This is a genomic window from Hymenobacter setariae (assembly GCF_007713685.1).
Classification (GTDB): Bacteria; Bacteroidota; Bacteroidia; order Cytophagales; family Hymenobacteraceae; genus Hymenobacter; species Hymenobacter setariae.
Window position 1 is genome coordinate 641220 of record NZ_VMRJ01000004.1, and the last position, 26907, is coordinate 668126.

General features: G+C 60.0%; 20 protein-coding genes. 15 read left to right on the top strand and 5 right to left on the bottom strand.

What is annotated here, in order from left to right:
* Positions 1–128: 128 nt before the first annotated feature.
* Entirely contained in the window at positions 129–941 is an 813-nt protein-coding gene (locus FNT36_RS17635; RefSeq protein WP_144850361.1) for a glucose 1-dehydrogenase, read from the bottom strand.
* A 287-nt stretch (positions 942–1228) separates the two neighbouring features.
* Here FNT36_RS17635 and FNT36_RS17640 point away from each other — a divergent pair, with 287 nt between their 5' ends.
* A complete protein-coding gene (locus FNT36_RS17640; protein ID WP_144850363.1) occupies positions 1229–1618 on the top strand; it encodes a Spy/CpxP family protein refolding chaperone in 390 nt (129 codons plus the stop codon).
* 206 nt (positions 1619–1824) lie between these two features.
* Here the strand turns inward: FNT36_RS17640 and FNT36_RS17645 are convergent, their stop codons facing one another.
* Together FNT36_RS17645 and FNT36_RS17650 are read right to left on the bottom strand one after the other, a co-directional pair.
* On the bottom strand, positions 1825–2565 hold the full coding sequence (locus FNT36_RS17645) for a LytR/AlgR family response regulator transcription factor (protein ID WP_144850364.1): 741 nt from the start codon (positions 2563–2565) through the stop codon (positions 1825–1827).
* Between the two features lie 74 nt (positions 2566–2639).
* Positions 2640–3740 carry a sensor histidine kinase gene (locus tag FNT36_RS17650; protein ID WP_144850367.1) on the bottom strand — a complete coding sequence of 367 codons (1101 nt, stop codon included), beginning with the start codon at positions 3738–3740 and terminating at the stop codon, positions 2640–2642.
* A gap of 175 nt (positions 3741–3915) precedes the next feature.
* Here FNT36_RS17650 and FNT36_RS17655 point away from each other — a divergent pair, with 175 nt between their 5' ends.
* The 12 genes from FNT36_RS17655 to FNT36_RS17710 all read left to right on the top strand — a co-directional run bounded on the left by FNT36_RS17655 (position 3916) and on the right by FNT36_RS17710 (position 22015).
* Positions 3916–5940 carry a 7TM diverse intracellular signaling domain-containing protein gene (locus FNT36_RS17655; protein WP_144850369.1) on the top strand — a complete coding sequence of 675 codons (2025 nt, stop codon included), beginning with the start codon at positions 3916–3918 and terminating at the stop codon, positions 5938–5940.
* Positions 5941–6240: 300 nt separating this feature from the next.
* Positions 6241–9408 carry a SusC/RagA family TonB-linked outer membrane protein gene (locus FNT36_RS17660; protein ID WP_144850371.1) on the top strand — a complete coding sequence of 1056 codons (3168 nt, stop codon included), beginning with the start codon at positions 6241–6243 and terminating at the stop codon, positions 9406–9408.
* 159 nt (positions 9409–9567) lie between these two features.
* Positions 9568–11037 carry a RagB/SusD family nutrient uptake outer membrane protein gene (locus FNT36_RS17665; RefSeq protein WP_144850373.1) on the top strand — a complete coding sequence of 490 codons (1470 nt, stop codon included), beginning with the start codon at positions 9568–9570 and terminating at the stop codon, positions 11035–11037.
* A gap of 117 nt (positions 11038–11154) precedes the next feature.
* On the top strand, positions 11155–12405 hold the full coding sequence (locus tag FNT36_RS17670; protein ID WP_144850375.1) for a PKD domain-containing protein: 1251 nt from the start codon (positions 11155–11157) through the stop codon (positions 12403–12405).
* Between the two features lie 43 nt (positions 12406–12448).
* Positions 12449–13336: a glycoside hydrolase family 16 protein gene (locus tag FNT36_RS17675; RefSeq protein WP_144850377.1), complete on the top strand. Its 888-nt coding sequence runs from the start codon at positions 12449–12451 to the stop codon at positions 13334–13336.
* 522 nt (positions 13337–13858) lie between these two features.
* Positions 13859–14443, top strand: a complete 585-nt coding sequence (locus FNT36_RS17680; RefSeq protein WP_144850379.1) for a TetR/AcrR family transcriptional regulator — start codon at positions 13859–13861, stop codon at positions 14441–14443.
* Between the two features lie 156 nt (positions 14444–14599).
* A complete protein-coding gene (locus tag FNT36_RS17685) occupies positions 14600–15034 on the top strand; it encodes a hotdog fold thioesterase (RefSeq protein WP_144850381.1) in 435 nt (144 codons plus the stop codon).
* Between the two features lie 97 nt (positions 15035–15131).
* On the top strand, positions 15132–15815 hold the full coding sequence (locus tag FNT36_RS17690; protein WP_233636020.1) for a 3'-5' exonuclease: 684 nt from the start codon (positions 15132–15134) through the stop codon (positions 15813–15815).
* 173 nt (positions 15816–15988) lie between these two features.
* Complete coding sequence (locus tag FNT36_RS17695) at positions 15989–17893, top strand: DUF294 nucleotidyltransferase-like domain-containing protein (protein ID WP_144850385.1); 1905 nt, start codon at positions 15989–15991, stop codon at positions 17891–17893.
* 211 nt (positions 17894–18104) lie between these two features.
* Complete coding sequence (locus FNT36_RS17700; protein ID WP_144850387.1) at positions 18105–18794, top strand: NUDIX hydrolase; 690 nt, start codon at positions 18105–18107, stop codon at positions 18792–18794.
* 39 nt (positions 18795–18833) lie between these two features.
* Positions 18834–20264, top strand: coding sequence for a glycoside hydrolase 5 family protein (locus FNT36_RS17705; protein ID WP_233636021.1), 1431 nt, complete (start codon positions 18834–18836; stop codon positions 20262–20264).
* Between the two features lie 152 nt (positions 20265–20416).
* Positions 20417–22015, top strand: a complete 1599-nt coding sequence (locus tag FNT36_RS17710) for a protein adenylyltransferase SelO (protein ID WP_144850389.1) — start codon at positions 20417–20419, stop codon at positions 22013–22015.
* A 190-nt stretch (positions 22016–22205) separates the two neighbouring features.
* Here the strand turns inward: FNT36_RS17710 and FNT36_RS17715 are convergent, their stop codons facing one another.
* Positions 22206–22961: an alpha/beta fold hydrolase gene (locus FNT36_RS17715; RefSeq protein ID WP_233636022.1), complete on the bottom strand. Its 756-nt coding sequence runs from the start codon at positions 22959–22961 to the stop codon at positions 22206–22208.
* Between the two features lie 165 nt (positions 22962–23126).
* Here FNT36_RS17715 and FNT36_RS17720 point away from each other — a divergent pair, with 165 nt between their 5' ends.
* Complete coding sequence (locus FNT36_RS17720) at positions 23127–24557, top strand: RtcB family protein (protein ID WP_144850393.1); 1431 nt, start codon at positions 23127–23129, stop codon at positions 24555–24557.
* 79 nt (positions 24558–24636) lie between these two features.
* Here FNT36_RS17720 and FNT36_RS17725 read toward each other — a convergent pair whose 3' ends face one another.
* A complete protein-coding gene (locus tag FNT36_RS17725; RefSeq protein ID WP_144850395.1) occupies positions 24637–25815 on the bottom strand; it encodes an MFS transporter in 1179 nt (392 codons plus the stop codon).
* A 299-nt stretch (positions 25816–26114) separates the two neighbouring features.
* Here FNT36_RS17725 and FNT36_RS17730 point away from each other — a divergent pair, with 299 nt between their 5' ends.
* Complete coding sequence (locus tag FNT36_RS17730; protein ID WP_144850397.1) at positions 26115–26837, top strand: HAD family hydrolase; 723 nt, start codon at positions 26115–26117, stop codon at positions 26835–26837.
* Positions 26838–26907: the final 70 nt, after the last annotated feature.

The following is a 26907-nucleotide window of genomic DNA, read 5'->3' on the forward strand; positions in this document are numbered from 1 at the left end:
TAGGTCATTCGGAGCACAGCAAAGCATCTCGCGTGGCGCAGTAATCAATGACGTTCGCAAACGTCAGCACGCGAGATGCTTCACTACGTTCTGCATGACAGGCGACAAGACACTGTCAACTCCTATTTCTACCCGCCCGCCTCGAAGCCGGGGTACAGCGTCATGCCACCATCCATGAAGATGGTTTGGCCAGTAATGTAGTCAGCCTCATCCGACACTAGCCAGGCGGCTAGGTTACCAATGTCCTCGGGCACGCCCACACGTTTGTACGGGATGAGCTCTAGCAGCTTAGCTTCCGCCTCAGGAGTGCTCCAAGCATCGTGGTTGATGGGCGTTTTGATGGCGCCCGGCCCGATGCTGTTGATGCGAATTTTGTGCGGCGCCAACTCTTGGGCGGTGCTCTTCATGAGCTGCAAAATGCCGCCCTTAGTAGCCGCGTAGTTGACGTGGCCGGCCCACGGAATGACTTCGTGCACGCTGCTCATGCAAATGATTTTGCCAGTAGCCTTGCTCACCTCTGGCTGCGGGCCGCGGCGCACAAACTCGCGGGCGGCTTCGCGCAGGGTTAGGAATTGGCCGGTCAGGTTCACGTTGATAACCTTTTGCCACTGCTCTAGGGTCATTTCCAGGAAGGGCGCATCGACCTGAATACCCGAGTTGGCCACCACAATGTGCAGGGTTCCAAAGCGCTCAATGGCCTGCCGGAACATGTCCTGCAAATCGGCTTCGTCGCTGACATCGGCCTGCACGGCAAAGGCGGTACCGCCGGCATCGGTAATCTCCTTGACTACGGCATTGGCGCCGTCTTCGTCGTGGGCGTAGTTGACTACCACGGCGGCGCCGTGCGCGGCCAGGGCCACCGCTACAGCAGACCCAATACCAGAACTAGCACCTGTGACGAGCGCATATTGCCCCGCCAGGCGGGATGAAGAAGTAGGCATAAAACAGCGTATCGGAAGAAAAGCAACGTACCCACCACGGGCCCGCACTGTCCTAAAGACGCGCTACAGCGGGCTGAGGTTTTGCTTCAGGTTATCAATAGAAGCGGCCCACTAGGCTTAGCCGGAGCATACTTACCAGTGTGGAGCGATGAAATCGTGGGGTTAGTCGGCAGAATTGGAAGTGCCGCCGAGTCGGCCGCAGCGCCCCTACCCTAGGCCGCTAGCTTTGGCAGCACCGCGGCACTGCCCCTAGCAGCGGCGCAAGTATCACCTTACCTTTCAACACTATGCGCATGCACTCTTTGCAGCTGGCCCTAGTAGCCACTGCTCTTGCCACTACCGGCCTTGTGGCCCGCGCCACCCCGCTAGCCGCCCCCGCCCAAGAGGCCCCTGCCCAAGCCCGCCAGGGCCGCGGCGACATGTTTAAGGACCTCAACCTTACGGCCGACCAAAAAACCAAGATCGAAGCCCTCATGCAGGAGCAACGCGCCAAAGGAGGCATGCGTGGCAGCCAGTCGGGCCCACCTACCGACGCCGACCGCCAAGCCATGCAAACCCGCCGTGCCGAAATGGAAGCCAAGCTTAAGGAAATCCTCACGCCCGAGCAGTTCACTAAGTACCAGAGCATGCGCCCCCAGCGCGGCCCGCGCCCTAGCGGCGATGCACCGGCTAACTAGGCGGAGCACTAGATTGTCATTTACTAAAAAGCCCGCCAGCAATGCTGTTAGCGGGCTTTTATGCTTGTTATTTGTGTAACCCCACCCCCGACCCCTCCCCTCCGGGAGAGGGGAGCCGACCGTAAATAGACGTCTCGCTTACGTACTCAGTCGTCAGGCTCCCCTCTCCCAGAGGGGAGGGGCTGGGGGTGGGGTCATGCGCGACCCTAGGTCCAGCGGCTCAAGAACTGCGCGAAGGCCTCTTTATACTGCTCACCCACGGGGATGGTCTCGGTGCCAATTTGCACCGTGAGGCGGCGCACCGATTCTATTTTGTCGAGCGCCACAATAAAGGAGCGGTGGATGCGCAAAAACCTACGAGCGGGTAGCTTTTCTTCCATCGCCCGCAGGCTCATCAGCGACAGCAGGGCGCGGGGCGTGCTCTTGAGGTGCACCTTCACGTAGTCTTTCAGACCTTCCACGTACAGGATGTCGCTAAGCGCTACCCGAATAAGTTGATATTCTACTTTCAGGAAAATATGGTCTTCCTCGGTCGGAGGCACGGGAGCGCTAGCTTCGGCGTGGCCCTGGGCCAGCTCAGCGTAAGCTTTGGCCTTATTGGCGGCGCGCAGAAACTCCTCGTAGTTGAAGGGCTTGACCAAATAGTCTAGGGCATCAACCTTGTAGCCTTCCAAGGCATACTGCGGGAAGGCGGTGGTGAAAACGATGCGCGGCGCGGTAGCCTGCTGACCTAGCACACGCGCCAGCTCTAGGCCGGTCAGCTCTTGCATCTGAATGTCGAGAAAGGCTACGTCAACCTTTTCCGTTAGCTCGTGTAGTCCCTTCAAGGCTTCTACGCCGCTACCGTAGCGGCCCACCAGCTTCAAAAATGGCGTTTGCTCGATGAAGGTGCAAAGCAGCGCTAGCGCCAAGGGCTCGTCATCAACGGCAATACAGGAAACGGTCATATTCTTTATTAGTCGTAAGGTTGAAGTCTGTCCTACTTGGTTACGTAAGGACAGATGTGTTTTATTACCCGCCCCTAACCCACCTGCAAGGCTAGTTGTACGTCAAACTCATTGTCGGGCGTGCGTTCGGTGACGTGCAGCGCGTAGCGGCCGGGATAAAGCAAGTCGAGGCGGCGGCGAGTATTTACGAGGCCGATGCCATTGGAGCCGGCCAGGTCGGCGCCCGTTTTGGGCACTAGGGTATTGCGCACTTCTATTTCGAGGCGGTCGGGCGCGGGCTGCTTCAGGCGAATGACAATGCGGCTGGCCTGGGTGGCCGCCACGCCGTGCTTGAAGGCATTTTCGACAAAAGGCAGCAAAATCATGGGCGCGATGAGCACCTCGCGTACGGGCTCGGGGTGTTCAAACACCACCTGCACGCGGTCGGTAAGGCGCAACTGCATAAGCGTGATGTAGTCTTGCACAAAGGCCACTTCCTGGCTGAGTTGGGCCTGGCCGGCGGCCGTGTCGTAGAGCACGTAGCGCATCATGCGCGAGAGGCGGTGCAGGGCTGCCCGGGCGCGCTCACCGTCGATGAGCGTGAGCGAGTAGATGTTATTGAGGGTGTTAAAAAAGAAGTGCGGGTTAATCTGAGCCTTGAGCAACGACAGCTCGGCCTCGGTGCGCTGCTGGTCGAGGCGCTCGCGCAGCTGGGCTTCGTGCTGCCAGTGCTGTACCACCGTAATGGCCGTGGCAATGCCCAATACCAGCAGGGTAATGAGCATCGTTACCAAATCGAACCGCGGACCGCGCCAGCGGGGTGGCCCTGGCGGGCGACGCGGTAAGCCGTTGCTAGCATCGGCTGCATGAAAGGCTTGGCGCATGAGTTCGGGCAAGTGCAGCGCGTTTTCGAGGCCCCGGCTCAACAACTGAATGGTAGCAGCCATCACCACTAGCACTACTATAAACCAGCCGGTGCGCCCCTTCAGCAGTAGGCGCGGCACGCTCACGTAGGCCGTTAGGTAAAACACTGCCACCCACAGCAGCAGCAGCACTCCCTGCTTTACCCAAAACTGCGCGGGCAAGGACATGCGGGCCGACATGGGCTGAAAAACGAGAAGCGTCAGCGCCAACAGCCCCCAGGCCAGCACGTGGATGAGGGGCGTGAGGTAGCGCCGAAAAGTGAAAGCAGGCATAGTCGAAGGCAGATATTGCTTCAAAAGTACTGGCGGGCCCTACCCACCCGCGCATACTCCCGACTACCAGGCCGATTGTGCCGACTGCCACCGGCTTTCGGGGGCTAGTGCCGCTTGGTCTAGTGGCCGGCTTTAACTTAGCAGTTACTCTTTCCCACCCACTATTTCTTTTCCTGTGTTTCCTAGCTCTACGCTTGCCCAATGGCTGCGGGGCGGGTCGCGCCGCGCAGTGCGCCCGTGGCTGGCACTGCTACTAGGGCTGCTAGCCCACTGCGCGGCCGCCGCCCCCGAAGACACGCTCTTCATCTCGCCTGCCCGCCCCAATCTGTTTTTGGAGGACCGCTTCTACAGCGTGCTGGAAGACAGCAGCGGGCACCTGCCGTTGCGCGTAGTCAGCAGCCCGGCTTGGGCAGGGCGCTTTTCTACCCTTACTGGCACCGCGCCGCCCAACATTCAGCATACCAGCAGCACGTATTGGTTGCGCCTCACGGTGCTGCCCCGCCCTACTCTCGTGCACGACTGGTACCTCGAGCTGTACGACCCGCACATCGGTGAAGCCACGCTTTTTCGGCCCCTAGGTCCCGGCCGGGCGGGCTACGACAGCCTCGTAACCGGCGCCAGCCATCCCTTCGCCAACCGACCGATTTCTTACAAGAATTTCTTATTTGACTTGCCGCAGCGGCCAGGCCAGGCGGCCACTTATTACCTGCGGCTGCACTCCGATACGCGCACCAGCTTTCGGGCCATGCTGCACAGCGGCCCCCGCCTCATCCCCGAGTTAAGCTTGCAGTACTGGCTGCTGGGCGGGTTCTACGGCATTCTACTCATTATGCTGCTGTATAACCTCTTCCTATATTTCTTTCTCAAGGAAGAGTCTTACCTCTACTACGTGCTATACGTGCTGAGTGGGGCGCTGCTGTTCTTGTCGGAAGACGGCTTGGGCTTTCAGTACTTGTGGCCAAACAGCCCGCTGTTCAACCACTTCATTGGGGCGGCGGCGCCGGTGCTGCTGCTGCTCACCTTTGGGCAATATGCGCGCACTTTTCTCGACCTAGGGGCCCGGCGGCCGGCGCAAGACCGCGCGGTGCGCTGGGTGGTGGCGCTGAGCGTGGTCTTGCTGGTGCTTGATGCCTGGGTGGTGCACTCGGGCTTCAGCTTTTGGCTTTATCTGCTACCGTATGGCCTGCTATACTACGCCGCCTGGTATGCCTACCGGCGTGGGCTGCGGCCGGCGCGCTACCTACTATTGGCCCAGGCGCTGGTGGCTGGCAGCCTAGCCTTCCTCATCAGCCGCAAGCTGGGCATCGATTTCTACAACAACGCCTACACGGTGTATAGCCTCAACGTAGCATTTGTGTTAGAAGTAGTTATCCTCAGCTACGCGCTGGCCGACAAAATCAAGGGCATTATGGACACTACCCTGCGCACACAGCGCAGCCTGCTCAAGCAGCTTCGCAAAAAGCACCACGCCCAGGACCAGCTTGTGGTGCAGCTGCGCGAAAACCAAGCCCTGAAAGACCAGCTCAACACCGAACTCGAAGCCCTGGTGGCCCAACGCACCGATGAGCTGCGCCAGCAAAACGACACTATTGCTGCCCAAAACCGCGAGCTACTGGAGCGCAATAGCCTGCTGGCCTTGCAGTCGGCGGCCATTGAGCAGCTCAACCGCGACCTGCGCTTGGATTTGCAGGACCAAAAAGCTGCCCGCATTCAGGCCCGGGAAGTTGACTTCGGTGAGTTTAGCCAGCTGTTTCCTGACAAAGGCGCCTGCCTACGCTACCTAGCCGACCTGAAGTGGGCGCCCGGCTACCGCTGCCGCAAGTGCGGCCACGAAAAAAGCTGCGCCGCCCGCGAGCCACACGCTCGCCGCTGCACACGCTGCCGCTACGTAGAGTCGGCCACTACTGGCACCCTGCTCCAGAAATGTAAGTTTGCTCCCGAAAAGGCGCTCTATGCTGTGTTCTTATTGCACGCGCACCGGGGACACTACGCCCCAGCCGAGCTAGCTCGCGTGCTCGAGCTACGCCCCGCCACTAGTTGGGCCTTTGCTCAGAAAGTGCTGGCGGCTCTCCAGCGGCGTCAGCAAGCGCCCAGCTACGAGGAAGGGGAGCCTTGGACGCATGTGCTACTGGAGGTAGAAGCTGAACTTGACAACCAAGAAACAGCGGCCGAAGCGCCGGCCCTGCGTGCTACTGGTTAATGGCTTTTTATCCCTTTCAGGATGAAAGCCGACCTAGGAGATAGCAACAATCGTTTGCATTATTCTTTTTTCATAAAAGAAGATAAAATCCGCGTTGTTTTTTAGCTAGAGGCACTTGTCGGGCAGAAGCGCCCTTAAGTGTCATCAGAGCACAAATGGGTACCTAGGGCGTGTGTCGTAAGCGTACAGCAACGTAACACAATCGTGCAAAAACGGCCTTCTACAGGGTTTTTAAGGGGTTTTGTGGCTTGCATTTGCCAAACAAGCCGGCCTAGCTTTGGCCATCATTTCCCACCCTGTATGAACCAAAATTTCTACCGCACTGTGCTGCTTCGGCGCACGATGGCCTTGTTAGCGTGCGGGCTGCCGGTGGCTTGGGCAGCACCCGCCTTGGCCGCTAGCCTTGCTCCTACTGGCCCTACGCATATCGTAGCTACTATCCCCGTAGCAGGCCGCGTCACGGGGTCTGATGGCGCGGGCTTACCCGGCGTCACCGTCTTAGTGCGCGGCACTAGCACGGGCACCTCCACAGGGCCCGATGGCAGCTTCAGCTTGAATGCCCCCGAGGGCAGCACCCTCCTCTTTAGCTTCGTGGGCTTCGTCTCGCAATCGGTGGTAGTAACTACTGCCAATGCGAGCACGCTTAGCGTTAAGCTGGTCGAGTCGGCGCAGGGCCTCAATGAAATTGTAGTAGTCGGCTACGGCACCCAGGAGCGCGCCGACGTGACAGGTGCTATCTCGTCGGTGTCGGGCCGCGACATTGCCAGCCAGCCGGTGGCCGACCCTACCCAAGCGCTGCAAGGCCGCGTGGCTGGCGTCACGGTGACCCAGAACTCAGGGGCGCCGGGCGGGGCAGGCGGCACCTCGGTACGCATACGGGGCGTGTCGTCGGCGGGCAATAACTCGCCGCTGTACGTGGTCGATGGCTTCCCGCTGCCTTCTAACGATGCGAACTTCAACGGGGTGGAGAACCAACTCAACTCCATCAACCCCAACGATATCGAGAGCATTGACGTGCTTAAGGATGCCTCGGCCACGGCCATCTACGGCGTGCGGGCGGCCAATGGCGTCGTCATCATCACGACCAAGCGTGGTAAGGCGGGCACGGCTAATATCTCGTTCGATGGCTACCGGGGCTTCCAGCAGGTGTGGCGCAAGCTCGACTTGCTCAACTCGCAGCAGTACGCCGTCATCAACAACGAAAGCCTGATTGCCAAGGGCGACCCCATCAATCCGAAGTACGCCGACCCTAACGCACTAACCACAAATACTAACTGGCAAGATGCTGTCTTCCGGCCCACGGCCGTTATTCAGAACTACACCTTGTCGGCTACTGGGGGCAGCGAAAAGGCCCGCTATGCCTTGTCGGGCAGCTACTTCCAGCAAGATGGCACGCTCATTGGCTCTCAGTTTGAGCGCTTCACCATTCGGGCCAACGGCGACTTGCAGCTCAACAAGTACGTGAAAGTAGGCAACAGTCTGGCCGTGACGCACCAAGAGGACCGGCAGCTCAACACGGGTAACGACGAGTTTGGGGTGCTCAACAACGTGCTGCAGACCCCACCTACCGTGCCGGTGTACAATCCCAACGGCACCTGGTACGAGCCCACCGCTACCAACGATAACTACGTAGAGCCCAACCCGGTACTACAATCGCTGATTACGCACTCCAAGTTTGTGCGCAACCGCATCATCGGCACGTTCTTCGCCGAGGTCGAGCCGCTCAAGGGCCTGCGCTTCCGCACCAACGTGGGGGCCGACCTGATTTTTGACAACAACAACGGCTTCACGCCGTCCCTAGGTCCCAATTCGCCCCGCAACTCAATCGCGGGTGCCTATTCCTCCAGCAATTACAACCCGACGTATCTCATTGAGAATACGCTGACCTACGACCGCACTATTGCCGATAAGCACCACCTGACGGTGCTGGCGGGGCAGTCGGCGCAGCAGTTTCAGTACACCTACCTGTCGGCGGGCCGCTCGGGCTACATCAGCAACCAGCTGCAAAACATCAACGCTGGCCCGTCGGCCAACCCGAGCTACCCCATCACCAACGGCGGCGTAGGCATTGAGCCTACTACCGACAAACTGGCCAGCTACTTCGGGCGCCTCAACTACGAGTTTGCAGGCAAATACTTGCTCACGGCTACAGCCCGCTACGATGGCTCGTCGCAGTTCAGCACCGGTAATAAGTTCGGCTTCTTCCCAGGCGCATCTATTGGGTGGCGCATTTCGGAGGAAAGCTTCATCAAGGACGTGCCGGCCATCAGCAACCTGAAGATTCGGGGCGGCTACGGCAAAGTAGGCAACCCCTTGAATGCCGGACGTTTTGCTTACCTGGCTACTATTAATACAGGCATCACGTATCCATTTGGCAACCCGCCCGTGGTGCTGAATGGTGCCGGCCCTACCCGCGCTCAAAATAGCGAGCTGCGCTGGGAGGATAACTACCAGGCGAACCTCGGGGTGGACCTAGGGCTGTTTGAAAACCGCATCGAACTGACGGTGGACGTGTACAACCGCCGCTCGCCCAACCTACTCGCGCTAGTGCCGGCCTACTACGTGTCGGGCACCTACGAATCGGTGCCGACCAATGCCATTTCGGCCTACAACCGCGGCCTCGATTTGTCTATCAACACCCGCAACCTGGTGAGCGACGGGGGTGTGAACTGGACGACCGGCCTCACGTTCTCGACCTTCAAAAACCGCATCAGCGACCTCAATGTAGCCCAGCCCTTCAATGGCGTTACGACTCGCACGGGCACGGCCATTGTGCGCTACGACCAGGGCCAGCCCTTCGGTGCCTTCTACGGCTACATGGCCGACGGACTGTTCCAAACGCCTGAGGAAGTTCGCAATGCGCCGGTGCAAACGGCGGGCAGCAACCCTGGCACCAGCACCGCCGCTGGCGATATTCGCTTCAAGGACCTGAACGGTGACGGCCAGATTACCGATGCTGACCGCACCTTCATCGGCAGCCCCATCCCGGCCTTCACCTACGGCATCAACAACACGGTTAGCTACAAAGGCTTTGACCTCAACGTGTTCATACAAGGCTCGCAGGGCAACGACGTGTACAACCTCAACCGGGTGTACACCGAAGGCGGCCTCTATAGCAATGGCAACAGCAGCACCCGGGTGCTCGGCCGTTGGACCGGCGCTGGCACCAGCACCGACGTGCCCCGCGCTGTAGCCGGCGACCCCAACCTGAACCTGCGCGTGAGCAGCTACTTCATCGAAGATGGCTCCTACCTGCGCGTTAAGCTGCTGACGCTGGGCTACAACTTCCCTAAAACGCTGATTAACCGCTTTACCGGCCAAACGCTGCGCGTGTACGTGAGCGCCCAAAACCTGCTTACCCTGACCAAATACACCGGCTTTGACCCCGAGCTAGGGTCGTCGGGCCTCGACCGGGGCATCTATCCCCAGTCGCGGGTATTCCTAGCCGGCTTGAATATTGGTTTTTAGTCTATTAAATAGTTTTTGTTAGTGCGAGGAGGAACGACGAAGCAATCCTTCCTTCACGCATGACTGACGCCATTCTGACGCGAAAGATTGCTTCGTCGTTCCTTCTCGCACTGACAGCCGTTCGTTTTGACAAATACTCCTTCTTTCGTTTCCCCACCCATGCGTTCCCTTTCTACTAAACTATCGGCCGCTACCCTCCTAGGAATGGTCTTACTCAGTGGCTGCGGCGAGAAGTTTCTCGACGTGAAACCCACCGATTCGATTACAACCGAGAACTTCTATCAGACTCAATCGGATGCCGTTCAGGCTACTACGGCGGTGTACGCGCAGCTCGGGCGCGGCGGGCAGTACAACTACGCGCTGTGGGGCATCGGCGAGATAATGTCGGATAACTCCTTCACAGGGGGCGGCGGGGGCGGCGACGGCGCCGAAGAAATTCAGCTCGACTTCTTCAACATCCCGAGCAGCAACCCCATGACCACGCGCCTCTGGAATGGCTGCTACGTGGGCATTGGCTCATGCAACCTCGTGCTGCAAAAAGTACCCGGCATCAGCATGGACGCCACCCTGCAAAAGCGCTGCCTGGGCGAGGCGCAGTTCATGCGGGCCAAGTACTACTTCGACCTCGTGCGGGCCTTCGGCGACGTGCCGCTCATCCTCACGCCCCCGGCCAGCCCGGCCGAGGCACGCATTCCGCGCACACCCGCCGAGCAAGTGTATACCCAGATTATTAGCGACTTGCAGGCGGCCATTGGGTCTTTGCCCGAAAGCTACGGGAGCACTGAGCTAGGGCGCGCTACCAAGTGGGCGGCCACCGGCCTGCTGGCCAAAGTGTACCTAACCCACGGCGACAAGCAGCTGGCCGCCCAGCGCGCCCGCGAAGTCATCAATTCGGGCAAGTACTCGCTGTGGGCTGACTACGGCGACAACTTCAAAGTAACCAACGAGTTTGGCAAAGAGTCGCTATTTGAGGTGCAATACACAAATGGCCTAAACGAATACACCTTCGATGGCCTAGGGTTCGCGGGCAACGAGTTTTTTGGACCTAGGGGCCAGGGCCTGGTGCCGCAGGGCGGCTACGGCTTCAACATCCCCGAGCTGGAGTTTGTGCAAGGCTACGAGGCCGGCGACAAGCGCAAGGCCGTAACTATCTGGTCGCCCGGCGACCCCTACCCAGCTGGTAGCGCTAGTGCGGCCCAGCCCGCCTCGCTGCCCGGCTCGCCCTATGGCTTCAACTGCAAGAAGTGGTTTGTGGGCAAGGTGAACACCAACGTCTGGGACTCGCCGCTCAATTTCCCAGTACTACGCTTGGCCGAGGTGTACCTCATCCTGGCCGAGGCCGTGGGCAACACCACCGAGGGCCTGGATGCCATCAACAAAGTGCGCAATCGCGCCGGCCTAGGCAACCTCACAACGGCCACGCCCAACTTTGCCGATGCCGTGCTCAAGGAGCGCCGCTACGAGCTGGCGTTTGAAGACGACCGCTGGTTTGACCTCAAGCGCACGGGTAATCTCCTCAAAAACCCGGCGCTAGTCGCTAAGGGCATCAAGCCTTTTAACGACCTGCTGCCTATTCCGCAAGCTGAGCGCGACGCCAACCCCGCACTCGTTCAAAACCCTGGCTATTAATGGTTAATTATTATTTGTTAGTGGTTAGTTGTTACAACAGCAACTCTTTACTGTGAGCATTAACCACTAACAATTAACAACTAATAATTGAAACTTCCTTTCCCCACCCGATTTTATATGTTCAGCCATTTACGCAGCGCGGCACTGGTGCTGGCCGGTGTGGCGGCCCTAGTGGCCTGCCGCAAAGACGAGGTCACCAGCCTCGAAGGGCCCGTGCCCACGCCCGGCTTCACGGTGCAGCTCAATACCAGCCAGTACCCGGTGGTAGCCACGTTCACTAATACGACCACCGATGCCTTTCTCTACCAATGGGATTTTGGCGATGGCTCGCCACTGGCATCGGGCCAGAATGTGACTCACACTTACAAAGCAGCCGGCACCTACCAGGTAAAGCTGACGGCCGCTGGCCGGGGCGGCACGGGCATTTCGCCGCAGCAGCCCGTCGTTATTCCATCTACCTGCGGCAATGCGGCGTTTGGGGCACTTACGGCCTGCGCAGGCACGGGCGCTACTTCCTGGACGCTCTCCGACCAGCCTGGCGCCGTGGTGCGGCTCTCAGCCAGCGGGGCGGTGCTGTTGTCGTCTACCACGCTTTCGGCCTGCCAGCTTGATGACCAGTTTTCGTTTACTAGCGCCTTCACCTACAGCTACGACGCCGGCGCGGGCACCTATACCAATGGCGCCTGCGGCAAGGCCCTAAGCGGTAATTCCGACTTCATATACAAGCCCAATGGCAACCTAGGGCAGATTGTGCTGCAACGCCCCAAGTCCTTCATCGGCCTGCCCGACTCGGTGGCCAACAAGACCTACGACATTGTGGAAGCCAGCAGCACCAAGCTGCGCCTGCAAGGCACCAACCCCGACGGCACTAAAACCGTGACCACCTACATCCCGCAGCTCTCGGCGCTCGACCGCACCAAGCAGTTCCTCACCGGTGGCTCGTCGCGCACCTGGACGCTCGATAACACCGTGGCCAACGCCATCATCGTCGGCACCGAAGCCAATCCCGGCGCCTACAACGTGAGTGGCTCGGCGGGCAGCGTGCCCGCTTGCCAAGCCGACGATGAGTACACCTTCAGCAGCACCGGCGCCTTCGGCTACGATGCTAAAGGCGAGACCTTCACGGCGGGTGTGTACACGTGCCAGCCGGGCCGCACAGACAATAGCACCACTTTTACGTTTGGGCCGGCCACTGGCGCCGGCATCGCGCAGCTCACGCTGGCTAAGACCGGCAGCTTTATCGGCGTAACCGATGCGCCCACTAGCCGCGTGTACCGCATCCTGTCCATCGACAACCAGCACATGACCCTGCGTGCTGGCAGTTCAACCGACCCCACCGTTTTCACCTTCCAGCTGAAAGCGAAGTAGCGGGTAAGCAACGCTTTATTTCCCACCCAATTTCTTTATCCTCATGCCTTATCTAGTAACTCCTACCCTACTGCGCAGCCTGTCGGCGGGCATCGCCCTCTTGCTTTCAAGCGGCGGCTGCACACAGGAGCCACCCGGCCCGGTCATTGCCGACACGCCTACCGGGGGCGGCACCAGTACGACTGTCAACGCTGACCCGCGCGATTTTGCGCAGTACACCGAACTAAAGTGGAGCGACGATTTTGACGGCAGCAGCCTCGACCAATCCAAGTGGGTGTACGAGGTGAAAGATGTGTGGTACAACAACGAGCTGCAAGCCACCACCAACCGCCGCGACAACGTGACCGTGACGGGCGGTAACCTCAACATCAACGCTATAAAGGAGAGCTACAACGGCCGCAGCTACACCTCGGGCCGCATTATTACCAAGGGCAAACAGGACTTCAATTTTGGCCGCGTTGATGTGCGGGCCAAGCTGCCCAAGGGCAAAGGCATTTGGCCCGCCATCTGGATGCTGGGCTCGAATGACAGCACAACTCCCTGGCCCGCTTGCGGCGAAATTGATATTATGGAGCTGCGCGGCAGCTCACCTACCGTCAATAATAGTACCGTGCACTACGGCACGAGCAATGCCGACCACAAGTACAAGGGCACGCAATACACGCTACCAGCCAACGCCAGTGCCGACTTCAGCTCCGACTACCACGTGTTCAGCCTAGTGCGCAGCCTCAACCAGATGCGCTTTTACGTGGATGGTAACTTGTACTATACGCTCACGCCCAACGATGTATCGCCCTACCCCTTCAATAACCCGTTTTACGCGATTTTGAACCTAGCCGTGGGCGGCGACTTCGACGGCAACCCCGATGCCAGCACCACCTTCCCGCAGACCATGCTGGTTGACTACGTGCGCTACTATCAGTACAAATAGCTCTTCCTTTTCTGTCCCTAGTGGTCCGGGTCTGGCAATTGCCAGGTCCGGACCATTTACTTTTTATCGTACTCGGCAATGCAGCTTCGCCGCCCCTCACTACTGCTTACGGATATCCTAGGTGGTCCTCTGCTGCAAGCTGCGTACTGGCAGCCTATAGCCGCGCTTAGTATCGCACTGCTGCATAATTTAATTTGAAAAATTTATTGCTGTTTATCAGCTACTTAAATTTCTAACTAACATTTGTTAGTAAAAATAACTAACATTTGTTAGCCGATTTCGAATAAGGCTGTACATTTGTCCCACCCACTCTTCATTCCCACCCGCGTTAGTAAGAGCCCGTTTGATTTTCAGGAGTGGTGGCCCCCGCCGCCACTCCTCCATCCTACCCCAGGCTGCATCCCACCCCTCTCGCCCGGCGGCTCCTCCACCCACCCTTTCCTCACTCTCGGATGGGCTCTTACTACTACCGTCGAACGCCCTGCCTGGCTCCCTGCCAGACAGGGCGTTAGTGTATGCACTATGACCAAAATCGCGAAACCCCCTAAGCGCCAAATTATTCTAGAAGAGGCTGCTAAGCTTTTCAAAGACAAAGGCTACGGCGGCACCTCCATGCGCGACATTGCGGGGCAGGTGGGCATGGAAGCGGCCAGCATGTACAACCACATCAAGTCGAAGGACGAGATTCTGGACAGCATCTGCTTCCGCATCTCAGACGTGTACATTGCGCACCTGCGCGAAGTAGAAGAGCTACCGCTCTCGTTTGGGGAAAAGGTACGGGTTCTTATCCGGCTGCACATTCAGCTGATGGTGGAAGATGGCCCAGCCGTATCGGTGGCCAACCACGACTGGAAGTACCTACCCAACGCGCGCCTCACCGAGTTTACAACGGCGCGCCGCCAGTACGAGAAGGGCTTTGCCGCGCTCATCGCGGAGGGCATCGCGGCCGGCGAGTTCCAGGCTGTCAACCCCACAGTGGCGCTTTTTACCATTCTGTCGGCCGTGCGCTGGGTCGAATTGTGGTTTCAGCCTGGGCGTAGCCTCTCGGCTCAGGAGCTAGAAGACCATATCATTACGATGCTGCTTAAGGGCCTAGAGCAGAGATAACTGCGCCTACACCTAGGGCACTCAGAATGGGCATTTAGCTCAACCGCGGCGTATGTAATTTGGGCGATATGAGGCCCGAAGTAATCCGACCAGGGGGGCTAGGCCGTACCTTGCTGCTACCTAGCTCTCCTTCCGCAATTATTACTAGCTTCATTTATGCTCGCGCCAGCCGCTGGCCCGGACGGTAACGCCCAGGCCATTGCGATTCGGCTGCTTGCCCGCGACCCCTTTAGCCAGTGGCTTGGCCTGGCTATCAAGGATGTTCGCCTGGGCTACTGTAGCCTTTGTTTTCGTGTCCGGCCCGATATGCTCAACGGGTTCGGTGCCCTGCATGGCGGGGTCGCTTTTGCGGCGGCCGAGTCGGCGTTTGCGCTGGCGTGCAACACGCACGGCCGCCAGAGCGTGAGCCTCACTGCCACCATGGACTACCTCGAAACCGGACGCCTCGGCGATGTGCTGCTGGTAGAAGCCCGCGAGGAAAGCCTCAAAGACAAGGTGAGCATGTATTTGCTGCGCCTCACCAACCAGCATGGCACGCTGCTGGCCATGTTTAAGGGCACCGCTTACCGCACGCGCCACGAGCTGCTGTAGGCCGAACCTAGGGCACTGGAAATTTCGTTGAGCGAATAGGACGGAGTTGCGGCAGGGTTGCCGTATTTTTACCGCCTCCCCACCCTGCTTCGCGCCCGTGTCCGGCTACGTTCTCTTCGTTGATACCGAAACCTCGGGCCTGCCTGCCGACTGGCGGCGCCCGTATGCGGAGCCTGGTGCCTGGCCCCATGTGGCCCAGATAGCCTGGCTGCTTTATGGCCCCGATGGGGAGCTTGTTAAGACTGAGAACCACTACGTGCGTCCCAGCGACTACGACCTTTCGCCGGCTTCGACGCAGATTCATGGCCTCACGCTGGCTTTTCTGCACGACAAGGGCAAGCCGCGCCGCGAGGTAATGCAGCGCTTGCACGACGACCTAGTGCGCTACCAGCCGCTGGTGGTGGGGCACTTTCTAGTGCTCGACTTTCATATGATGGGCGTCAGCTTTCACCGCTCGGGACTCAGCAACCCGCTGGTGGACTTAGGGTTACCCACCTTCTGCACCATGCGCCTCACCGAGCGCTTTATGCAGCCCATGCGCCAGCAGTACCTGCGCCTGGCCGAGCTGTATCAACGGCAGTTTGGGCGGCCCATGCTACGCCAGCACGATGCCCTGGCCGACGCCGAAGCCACGGCCCAGTGCTACTTCGAGCTACAGCGTACCGGTGACATCGACGCCGAAGCACTGGCTTCACAAGCGCCTATCTTGCCGCCGCCCACCCACGCGGCCCTGGCTGCCGCTCGGCGCCCCTTCTGGAAGTACTGGCTAGGGATGATTTAATTTCGCCCTATTATTCGTCTGTCATTGCGAGCGCAACGAAGTGGAGCGCGGCAATCTTTCCTTCACGTTAGGAATACTACCTCAACGTGAAGGAAAGATTACCGCGCTCCACTTCGTTGCGCTCGCAATGACAGCTATCTGTTGTTATTTGCTGCTCGCTACAATTATTACCAATGACTGACCGCCTTGCTTTTTTGCGCACCGTTGAGCCCTTCCACCTGCTGCCGCCCGAGGTGCTGGAAGAAGTGGCCGCCTTGCTGCAGGAGGTAACCCACCCGCGCGAGGCGCTCATTTACCGCCAGGGCGAAACCAAGCTGCGCGGCGTCGATTTAATTATTGAGGGTGCCTACGACACGTTTTTTTACGATGGCCAGCGGCAACGGCGGCTGCCCGAAGTGTACGGCCCCGGCGAGTGCTACGGCGGCGTATCGGTGCTGCTCAACAAGAAGCGCTCGCTGCGCACGGTGCAGGCACGAGCCGGCACGCGGGTATACTTCCTGCACCGCAACGACTTTCGGAGTCTGTGCCTAGGATACGATTCTTTCTTCCAGTACTTTACAAACCGCTACGGTAAGCTAATGCTGGACGACGAGTACGCCCAGCTAGTGCACCCCGGCCCGCAGGCGCCCCAGAACTTCATTGCGGCCGACGAGCTATACTCGCGCCGCATGGGCACCGTGGAGCTGCGCCCCGTACAGGCCTGCCCCGGCAGCACGCCCACTTACGAAGTGGCCCGCCTCATGGCCAAGGCCCGCAGCAGCTGCTACTTTGTGCTCGACGAGGCGGGCAAGGACGTGGCGGGCTACGTCACCGACATTACGCTGCGCGACAAGGTGGTGGCCGACCTAGGCGATGCCCGCCTGCCCATTAGCACCTACATCGACTCGCCGACGCGCTCGGTGAGCAGCGAAGCCTTTGTGTATGAGGCCCTGCTCTTGATGTTCCGAACTAAAACGCGCTACCTGTTAGTAGAGCAGGATGGTGGCTACCTAGGCTTCATCAGCCGCAATAAGTTGCTGGCCGAGCAGGCGCAGTCGCCCTTCCTATTTATTCAGGGCGTGAAGCAGGCAGTGTCGCTGCGCGAACTGCGGCGCAACTGGCAGAAGGTGCCGGACATCGTGTTTCAGCTGCTCGACCGCGGCGTGAAGCCCGAAATAGTGAATCAGGTTATCACAACCGTGGCCGACACTATCGCGCTCAAGGTTATCGAGGACGTGATTCGGGAGATGGGGCCACCGCCGGCCAAGTTCGTGTTCATCGTCCTAGGTTCGGAAGGGCGGCAGGAGCAAACTCTGCTCACCGACCAGGACAATGCCATCATCTACGAAGACAAGGCCAACGAGCACCGCGAGGAAGTGCGCGACTATTTCCTGCGCTTCGCCACGGAGGTTTCGGACCGCCTCAACGAGATTGGCTTTAGCTTCTGCGACGGCGGCTTTATGGCCAAAAACCCGAAGTGGACGCACTCGCTCTCGCACTGGAAGCGCAATTACCTAGAGTGGCTGCGCGAGTCGAACCCCGAAAACGTGATGCGCTTCGCGGCATTTTTCGATGTGCGCTACCTCTACGGCGAGGCCGATATCCTGGATGAGCTGCGCGACTTCTTGGACGTGGAGCTGCAAAAGCCGCTCGACCGCTTCCTGCACTACATGGCCATCAATGCCTTGCAGTACGAGCCGCCGCTCACGTTTTTCAACAACATTCGCACCTTCGCGGTGGGCGACCAACAGGTGATTAACCTCAAGAAAATTATGTCGCCCATCGTGGATTTGGTGCGCGTGTTTTCGCTGCAGCATCGCGTCTTTGCCACCAACACGGGCCAGCGCCTAGCAGCGCTACGGCAGCTGGGCGTGTTTAGCGAGAAGGACTACCAAGAGCTGCTGCAATCGTACTATTACCTCATGGGCATGCGCTTGAAGAAGCAGTCGGTACAGATGATGCAAGACAAAATGCAGCCCGACAACTACCTAGACCCGAAGAAACTGACTAAGGTGGAGCGCGTGACGTTGAAGGAAATCTTTAAGGTAATCTCTGATTTTCAGGTCAAAATTAAGGTCAACTTCGCCAAGCAGCTCTAAGCCGCACGTAGTGGCGGAAGCACCCTAGGGCGCAATTTTGGCAGTGCGCTATCTATTAAGGTTGTCATGCTGACGAAGGAAGCATCTTATCACGCGCGCTTAGTGTGTTTCAACACGACAAGATGCTTCCTTCGTCAGCATGGCAATTATTAAAATAAGCGCAACTACTAGTTACCTGTGTTTTATTGGCTGGTAAGTATCCATTTTTATAATGTCTTCTGATTCTCTGCCTTCTGACCTTGAACAAGCATCGGCCACTACGCCCCCCAGCGCGGCCGACTGGCTGGCCATCGCGCAACGCTTGCAGGCACTGGCTCAGGCTGGGTTAGCTTACAACCCACCCGTGTTCGATGCCGAGCGCTACGAGGAAGTGCTCGCGCTTAGCCTCAAGATGATGAGCAACTTATCGGGCCAACCAGTAGCGACGTTTGCGGAGGCATTTGCAGTAGAACATGGCTACCCGACGCCCAAAGTAGACGTGCGAGCGGTGCTGTTTCGAGGCACCGACGAGGTGCTACTGGTGCAGGAAAAGATAGACGGCGGCCGGTGGTCGCTGCCCGGCGGCTGGGCCGATGTGGGCTCCACTCCTTTTGAGGTGGCGGTGAAAGAAGCCTGGGAAGAAACCGGCCTCAAAGTGGAAGCCGTGCGCCTATTGGCCCTGTGGGATAAGAAGAAGCACCCTCACCCACCGCAGCCCTGGTACGTGTACAAAGTCATGGTACTGTGCCAAGTGGTAGGGGGCACTCTCCAACTAGACACTACCGAAACAACGGGCGTACGCTGGGTGCACCGCTCCGAGCTGCCCCACTTGGCCCTTTCAACCGACCGCGTAACACTGTCGCAGCTAGAGCAGTTGTTCGATTTTGCCGAGCACCCAGACCTGCCGACGCTGTGCGATTAGCGACGGCCCTAGGTGGCCGAAACCTAATTCTTCTTACTTATGCCGCAGTTTCCGGCTGCTGAGGCCCGCGCCGCTACCCTGCCGTGGATTCGGCTGGCGCCTGATGCGCCGTACTTCCTCACCGATGCGGGCCAGCCGTGGACACCTATCGGGCAGAATGATGCCCTGACCTGGCCTGACCTCATGGGCTTGTTTCGGCGCCAAAATGTGGCGGCGGTGGAAGGGCACCTAGCCTGGCTAGCCGCGCACGGCGTGACGTGCCTGCGCCTAATGCTGGAATACTGCCAGACCGAGCACCGCTACCTAGAGCGGCCTCTAGGGCGGTTTCAGCCCAATATGGTGCGGTTTTGGGACGACCTCTTTGCCCTGTGTGAGCGCTACGGCCTGCGGCTGCTGCTCACGCCCTATGACACCTTTTGGATGAGCCGGCGCTGGCGCCACCACCCCTACAACCGCACCCACGGCGGGCCCTGCACTCAGCGAACGCAGTGGCTGCGCAACCCCGGCATGCGGCAGGCCATTAAGGACCGGCTGACCTTCGCCACCGAGCGCTGGAGCGGTAGTGGTGCGCTGTTTGCCTGGGACTTGTGGAATGAGATTGACCCCGTGCACGCCGGCAAGCGCCCGGCCGCGCTGGCTGAATTCGTGAGTGACATTAGCGCGCACCTGCGGGCGGTAGAGCAGCGCTGCTTTGGCCGGGCGCACCTGCAAACGGTGTCGGTGTTTGGGCCAGTGCTGGGCCACTACCCGGCCGTGGCCGAAGTCATTTTCCGGCACCCGCTGCTTGATTTTGCCACCACTCACCTCTACGACAAGGCCACCATCGACAACCCCAAGGATACCCTAGGGCCGGCGCTGGCCACCGGCCGGCTCGTGCGCGAGGCCTTAAGTGAGATGCCCGCCACGCGGCCGTTTTTTGACAGTGAGCACGGGCCCATTTACGCGTTTAACAACCGGCGCCGCACCCTGCCCGAGGCGTTCGACGATGCGTATTTCCGGCATATGCAGTGGGCGCACTTTGCCTCGGGCGGCGCGGGTGGTGGGCTGCGCTGGCCTTACCGCCAGCCGCACGTGCTCACCCACGGCATGCGGGCGGCGCAGCGCAGCCTAGCGGCCTTTGCGCAGTTGCTCGACTGGCCGAGCTTTCAGCGGCGCAACCTCAATGAGGAAGTGCAAGTTTCTAACCCGGCTTTTGCGGTCTTTGCCTGCGGCGATGCCCGGCAAGCGGTAGTGTGGCTGCTGCGGCAGGACCGGCTTATTACGCGTCGCGGCACCCGGCGGGCGCCTAGGTCACAGTTGGGCCAGCTCACTTTGCCAGGGCTGGCGGCTGGTTCTTACACTGTCTATCTGTGGGATACGGCGGCGGGCACCGCCCTAGGGCAATTGTCGTTACAAGTCACTGGGCAACTCCTGCATATAGATTTGCCGGCCGTCAAAGGTGAATTAGCGCTAGCCATTGTGCCGGCCTAGGTCGCACCAAGTAGCATTAATAGCTGTTAAGGGGTAGCTCGGACTTTGTAGCGCGAGCGTAGCAATCATCCTACGTTCACCTGCGTACCGCTCGCTGCGCTCACGCTCGGACTACAAAGCTCAGGCTACTTCTCCACTTTACTTTGATTTCAATGGCTACTGCCCTTCAGCTTGACCAAGCTACTTTCGAAAACCCTTTTGTAGACGAACTGCGTGGCGAGGTGTCAGGCAATAAAGGCTCGCGGCAGGTGCCCGGCTACCACTATTCGCGGGTGACGCCGACCCCGGTGCGCGAGCCCAAGCTGCTGGCGTGGTCCGATGAGCTGGGCGACTACCTAGGACTGGCTAAGCCCGTAGGGCGCGGGGCCGCGGAGTCTATTTTGGGCGGCAACATTCTGCTGCCCAGCATGAAGCCTTTTGCGGCGCGCTACGGCGGGCACCAGTTTGGCAACTGGGCGGGGCAGCTTGGCGATGGCCGGGCTATCTCGCTGGGCCAAGTGGCGGCCACCGACGGTTCGCCTTGGGAGATTCAGCTCAAGGGCGCCGGCCCTACCCCCTACTCGCGCCGGGCCGATGGCCGGGCCGTATTGCGCTCGTCGGTGCGCGAGTTTTTGTGCAGCGAGGCCATGCACTACCTCGGTGTGCCCACCACACGGGCGCTGAGCCTAGTCGCCACCGGTGATGAAGTGGTGCGCGACATGTTTTATAACGGCAATGCCCGGCCCGAGCCCGGCGCCATTGTGGCGCGAGTGGCGCCTACGTTCATCCGCTTTGGCAACTTCCAGATAATGGCGGCCCTCGGCGAAATGGACAACCTGCGCGCGCTCGCCGACTACGTTATTAGGCACCACTACCCCGAGCTGGGCGAACCCTCGCTTGAGGTGTACGTGCGCTGGTTTGAGGAAGTAGCCCGGCGCACGGCCGTGATGGTAGCGCACTGGATGACCGTGGGCTTCGTGCACGGCGTGATGAACACCGACAATATGTCGATTCTAGGCGTCACTATCGACTACGGCCCCTACGGCTGGCTCGAACCCTACGACCCCGACTGGACGCCCAACACCACCGACTTTGGCTCGCGGCGCTACGCCTTTGGCCAGCAGCCCCACGTGGCCATGTGGAACCTGATGGCCCTGGCGCAAGCCCTAGGGCCACTGGTGGCCGACCCGCAAGCCCTACGCGCCGGCCTCGACGTGTACGCCGACACCTTCTCCGCCACCCAGCACGAGCTGCTACTACGTAAGCTCGGCCTCACCGCGCTCGACAACGCCAGCGACCATGCTCTCACTGAGGCGCTGCCCGCTGCTCTCGCCGAAGCCGAGGCCGATATGACCATTTTCTTCCGGCAGCTTTCCTACTTGCCGGCCGCGCTGCTGACGGCTGAAGCCCAAGAAGAAAAGCTGTTTAACGAACTACTCGCGCAGTCTACTTATACCGACGCGCCGGGCGCAGACCTAGGCCTGCGTGAGTGGCTGCACCGCTACGCGCTCCGCCTGCGGCAGGAAACGGCTAGCCCGGAGACTATCCAGGAAGGTATGCTGGCCGCTAACCCCAAATATGTGCTGCGCAATTACCTCGCTCAGCAAGCTATTGAGGCAGCCGAGGCTGGTGATTTGTCGAAACTCAACACACTATTTGAGGTGCTAAAAACTCCATTTGCTGAGCATCCCGAGCATGAGGAGCTAGCCGCGAAGCGGCCCGAATGGGCTCAGGATAAGCCCGGCTGCGCCACGTTGTCGTGCAGTTCGTAGGGCTGCATATGCAGAGTGCGCCCCTTAGTTTATAATCTATCATAAACACGCATGTCATTGCGAGCGCAGCGAAGCAATCTTTCCTTACACCGTCTGGCTTACGTCAGCTAACGTGAAGGAAAGATTGCTTCGCTACGCTCGCAATGACATGCGTGTCTTGATGTTGAAACCGCTTTGTCTCCCGTAAGAGCTAGTGGTCGAAGGCTGCATCCAGCAAGTGGCGCACGGCGCGGCGCGTGTCGGCGGGCCGCTCGATGAAGCCTAGGTGGCCTACGCCTGCCAGCCACACCACGGTGCAGTAGTCGGGCAGTAGGCTTTCCTCGTGGGTCTTTTCGGGCGGCACGGCATGGTCGTCTTTGCCCGCAATGAAGAGCACGGGGTAAGTAGCTTTTTCGAGTACCGCCCGGCGGTCGGGGCGCTGGGCCATGGCGTCGAGGCTACCTAGGGCCACGGCCAGCGGCATTGCCGCCGCGATGGCTTGCAGCTGCTCGATAGCATCGGTCAGCGACTCGCGGTGCACGGGCGACAGCTGAGACTGCAAAAACTCTTCGGCGTAGGCAGCCACGCCGTGCTCCTCCAGGAAGGTGCGGTTGCGCGCCCGGTGCTCGGCGTCGTGCGCACTATCGGGCAAAGCAGACGAATGAAACAGCCCTAGGCCGGCCACCAGGCCCGGGTACTTTTCGGCAAATGCCAGCGCCACGTAGCCGCCCATACTGTGGCCCACCAGTACAGCGCGCCCTACACCGGCGGCAGCTAACTCGGCTCGCACGGCATCCGCCGCGGCTTCGAGGCTGTAGTCGGGGGCTGCATCAGCAGGGCCGTAGCCGGGCAAGGCGGGCGTGAGCACTTGGTAATCGCGGAAGTGGTCATCTAGGAAGTCAGGCCAGATGGCTGGGCTTTCGAGGTAGCCGTGCAGAAAAACGACGGTTGGCAGAGGAGTGCTCATGGGGCCCTGCATACGCGCGCAGCAGGCGCCTGTTCGATAAAAATTGGATGGGCGGCACCTTAGCAGAACGGTAGCATTGGGGGTGGGCACCTAGGCTGGCGCTAGGCTCGGCCATAACTCCGCAGCCCTGGGCCGCGCTATAAACGGGCCACTATTTCCTACCCTATGGCTACTCTCAAACTGCGCGGCAACGACCTGCGCAAGCTCGGTTACCCCGAAGGCCGCGCTATCACCTTGGCCCTAGACATCTTGGCCGACCGACAGCTCAGTAAACTCGATAAAGGCAGCGCGCTGGCCCTGCTTCAGAAAATAAAAGACGACCCCTACGCCTACCTGCGCGACTCGCTGTGGCGCGACTTGGCCAAAGAATTTGTGCCCGAGCCCAGCCGCAATGTCGTCCTAAACCCGCAGGTAAAAGATTATCGCCGCTACGGCGAGGCCTTTATCGAAGACGGCGCCCGCCGCCAAATGGACACTGCCATGCAGCTGCCCGTGACCCTCGACGGCGCCCTGATGCCCGACGCCCACCAGGGCTACGGCCTGCCCATTGGCGGCGTGCTGGCAGTGGACAATGCCGTGATACCCTATGGTGTGGGCATGGACATCGGCTGCCGCATGGCACTTTCCATCTTCGACCTGCCGCCGCGCTACCTAGGGCAGCGCACCCAGGAGCTCAAGAAAATGCTGCACGCCCACACCCGCTTTGGCGGCAAGGAAGTATTCAAGCACCCCGCCGACGACCCCATTCTCGACCGGCCCGAGTTTAAGGAAATCGCCGTGGTGCGCGGCAAGCGCGAGGCGGCCATCAACCAGCTGGGCTCGTCGGGCTCGGGCAACCACTTCGTGGAGTGGGGCTTGGTCGATATTACCACCGAGGACAACGAGCTAGGCGTACCCGTGGGGCAGTACCTAGGGCTGCTGTCGCACAGCGGCTCGCGGGGGCTGGGCGCGGCCATTGCGCAGCACTACACCAAAGTGGCCATGGAGAAATGTCCGTTGCCGCCCGAGGCGCGCTACTTGGCTTGGCTCGACCTCGACACCCAGGAGGGCCAGGAATACTGGCGGGCCATGAACCTAGCCGGCGAATACGCCTCTGCCTGCCACCGCGACATTCACCGCCGCCTCAGCCAGGCCCTAGGTGAAAAGCCGCTGGCCAAGGTCGAGAACCACCACAACTTCGCCTGGAAGGAAACCCTTCCCGATGGCCGCGAGGCCATTGTGCACCGCAAGGGCGCCACCCCGGCGGGCCAGGGTGTGCTAGGCGTCATTCCGGGCTCGATGACAGCGCCCGGCTACATCGTGCGCGGCCGGGGCGAACGCGACTCTATACAGTCGGCCTCGCATGGGGCCGGGCGGCGGCTCTCGCGCACCCAGGCCAAACAGCAGGTGAGCGAGGGCGAGTTGCGCCGGCTGCTGCGCGACAAGGGTGTGGAGCTCATCGGCGGTGGTCTCGACGAGGCCCCGATGGCCTACAAAGACATTCACCAGGTAATGGCCCACCAACAGGACCTAGTCGATGTGCTCGGCTCCTTCACCCCGCGCATCGTGCGCATGGACGCGGGCGGCAGCGGCGGCAGCAAGTACGGCGGCGAGTAGCGCGGCGGGGCAAGTGCAAAAATCCTGAACTAAGCAAAAGGCGCCGGCTTGCTGAGCAAACCAGGCGCCTTTTGCTTAACTAAGCTACTACCTCCAGCAGTGGCTCAGCCGGCTGCTGGCGCATGGTGCGAGCTAGCACATAGGCAAAGCCCGACCCGGCCAGCGCCATGCCCACGCCCACCAAAGAGGGCGACGTGTAGCCGTAGCCCATTGCAATGGGCAGCCCGCCCCAAAAGGCCCCTAGGGCATTGCCCATATTAAAAGCCGCCTGCGTGACCGAAGCTCCCAGCATTTCGGCCCCCTTCGACGACTGTATCATCAAGATTTGAATGGGCGCGGCCAAGGCCAGCGACCAGCTGCTGGCCAAGAAGGTCAGCACCAGCGAGGCGATTTGATTTCCGGACGAGAAGAAGATAACCAGCAACGTAGCGGCCATCGCCAGCAGCAGGAGCAAGCAGGCCGTCACCGGTTTCATGCGGTCGGCGAGCTTGCCGCCCACCACATTGCCCACTACCATACCTAGGCCCACCAGCATCATAATATAGGGCACGTAGGTAGCCGGAAAGCGCGAAACCTCCGTCATGAGCGGGGCAATGTAGCTCACCCAGCAAAACAGCCCGCCTGTGCCGATGGCCGTAATAAGCATAATGAGCCACGTAGCGCGGCGCCGAAACAGCAACAATTCCGACGCGGCGCTGCCTGTGTTTTGAGCGGGCAGCGCTGGCAGAAAATAGTGAATAGCCAGCAGCGTGAGCAGACCGGCGCCAGCCGTGCCGCCCAGCGCCAAGCGCCACGAGTAGTGCTGCCCTAGGTAGGTGCCCAGCGGTACCGTGAGTAGATTGGCTACAGTGAGGCCCGCAAACATGTTGGAAATAGCCTGCGCCTGCTTGCCAGGGGCTGCCAGCCGGCTCGCCACCACCGAGCCCACCCCGAAGAAGGCTCCGTGCGGCAGCCCTGCCAGCAAGCGCGCCACAAACAGCACGGCATTGTTGGGCGCGAAGGCTGAAAACGCATTAAATACGGTAAACAGCACCATCAGCAGCACCAAAATGCGCTTGGGCGGCAGCTGGCGCCCGAGGGTGGTGAGCAGCGGCGCCCCAATGACGACGCCCAGCGCGTAGGCCGAAATGGCATAGCCCGCTGCCGGAATCGATACGCGAAAATCGTGGGCAATACTGGGCAGCAGGCCCATCATCACAAACTCGGTGGTGCCGATGGCCAGGCCGCCCAGAGCGAGTGGCAGAAGGTTTTTATTCACGTTACAAACGTTGGATGCAGCCAGCCGGCTGCTACACTAAAAAGGCCCGCCTAGGGCGAGCCGTTAGGCAAAAGTACGTCTAAGCCTTGCGAGCCGCCGGGCAGCTGCGCCCGGTTTGGTGGCTTGGCGATGCCCCCAACCTAGTAAGGTCAACTATATCCTTTTGCCGCGCCAGCCAGTAAGCACCGCACCCGGCGACCGCAAGCGCGGCGCCTGGGTTCTAGGTGAGCGCCCGCGCCGCCTCCATGCCTTAGCCGCCTCTGGCTAAGCAGCCTTCATTTCTCTCCTTTCTATATAGTATGGCTGATTTACAAGCCCTCATCTTCGATATGGACGGCGTTATCATTGATAACACGCCCGTGCAGGCTCGCGCCTTTCAGTTACTTTTTCGAGACCTAGGCCTGGAGGCCGACGCTACCGAGCTGCTGCGTAGCCTTAATGGGATGCCCGCTACCGACATTCTAGAAAAACTATTTGACCACCCCGTACCCGAAAAAGAATTAAAAAAATACGCCGACCAGCGCGAGTTCATGTACCGCACGCTATACTGGGACGAGCGCCGACCCCTAGCAGGTCTGGTAGACTTTCTAGAAGGCGCCCGCGCCAGTGGCCTCAAGGTGGGCCTGGGCACCGGCTCGGCCAATGATACGCTGAGCTACATTCTGGATTTTCTTGACCTGCGCCGCCACTTCGACGTGGTAGTAGGCGCCGATGATGTGGAGGAAGGCAAGCCCCACCCCGAAACCTACGCCGTGGTGGCCGAGAAGCTAGGCGTTAAACCCGAGCACTGCGTGGTCTTTGAAGATGCCACCCTAGGCGAGCACGCCGCCTATAAGGCGCGTATGCATTGCGTGGCCGTGACATCGACACTGGCTGGCAGCGAGTTTCAGGCGCCGCTGGCCATTATCCGCGATTTTACTGAGCTGACGCCGGAGCGCCTGCGCACGCTATTTGGCGAGGCTGGCGAGGTACCAGAGGCCGACGAAGAAGTTACCGAAAGTAAAGACTTGGCTCCTGCCTAGGTCTCCTTGCACAAACTTCCTACAGTAAAATGAGCGCCTCCCCAAGCCGCGAGCCCATCCGCTCGCGGCT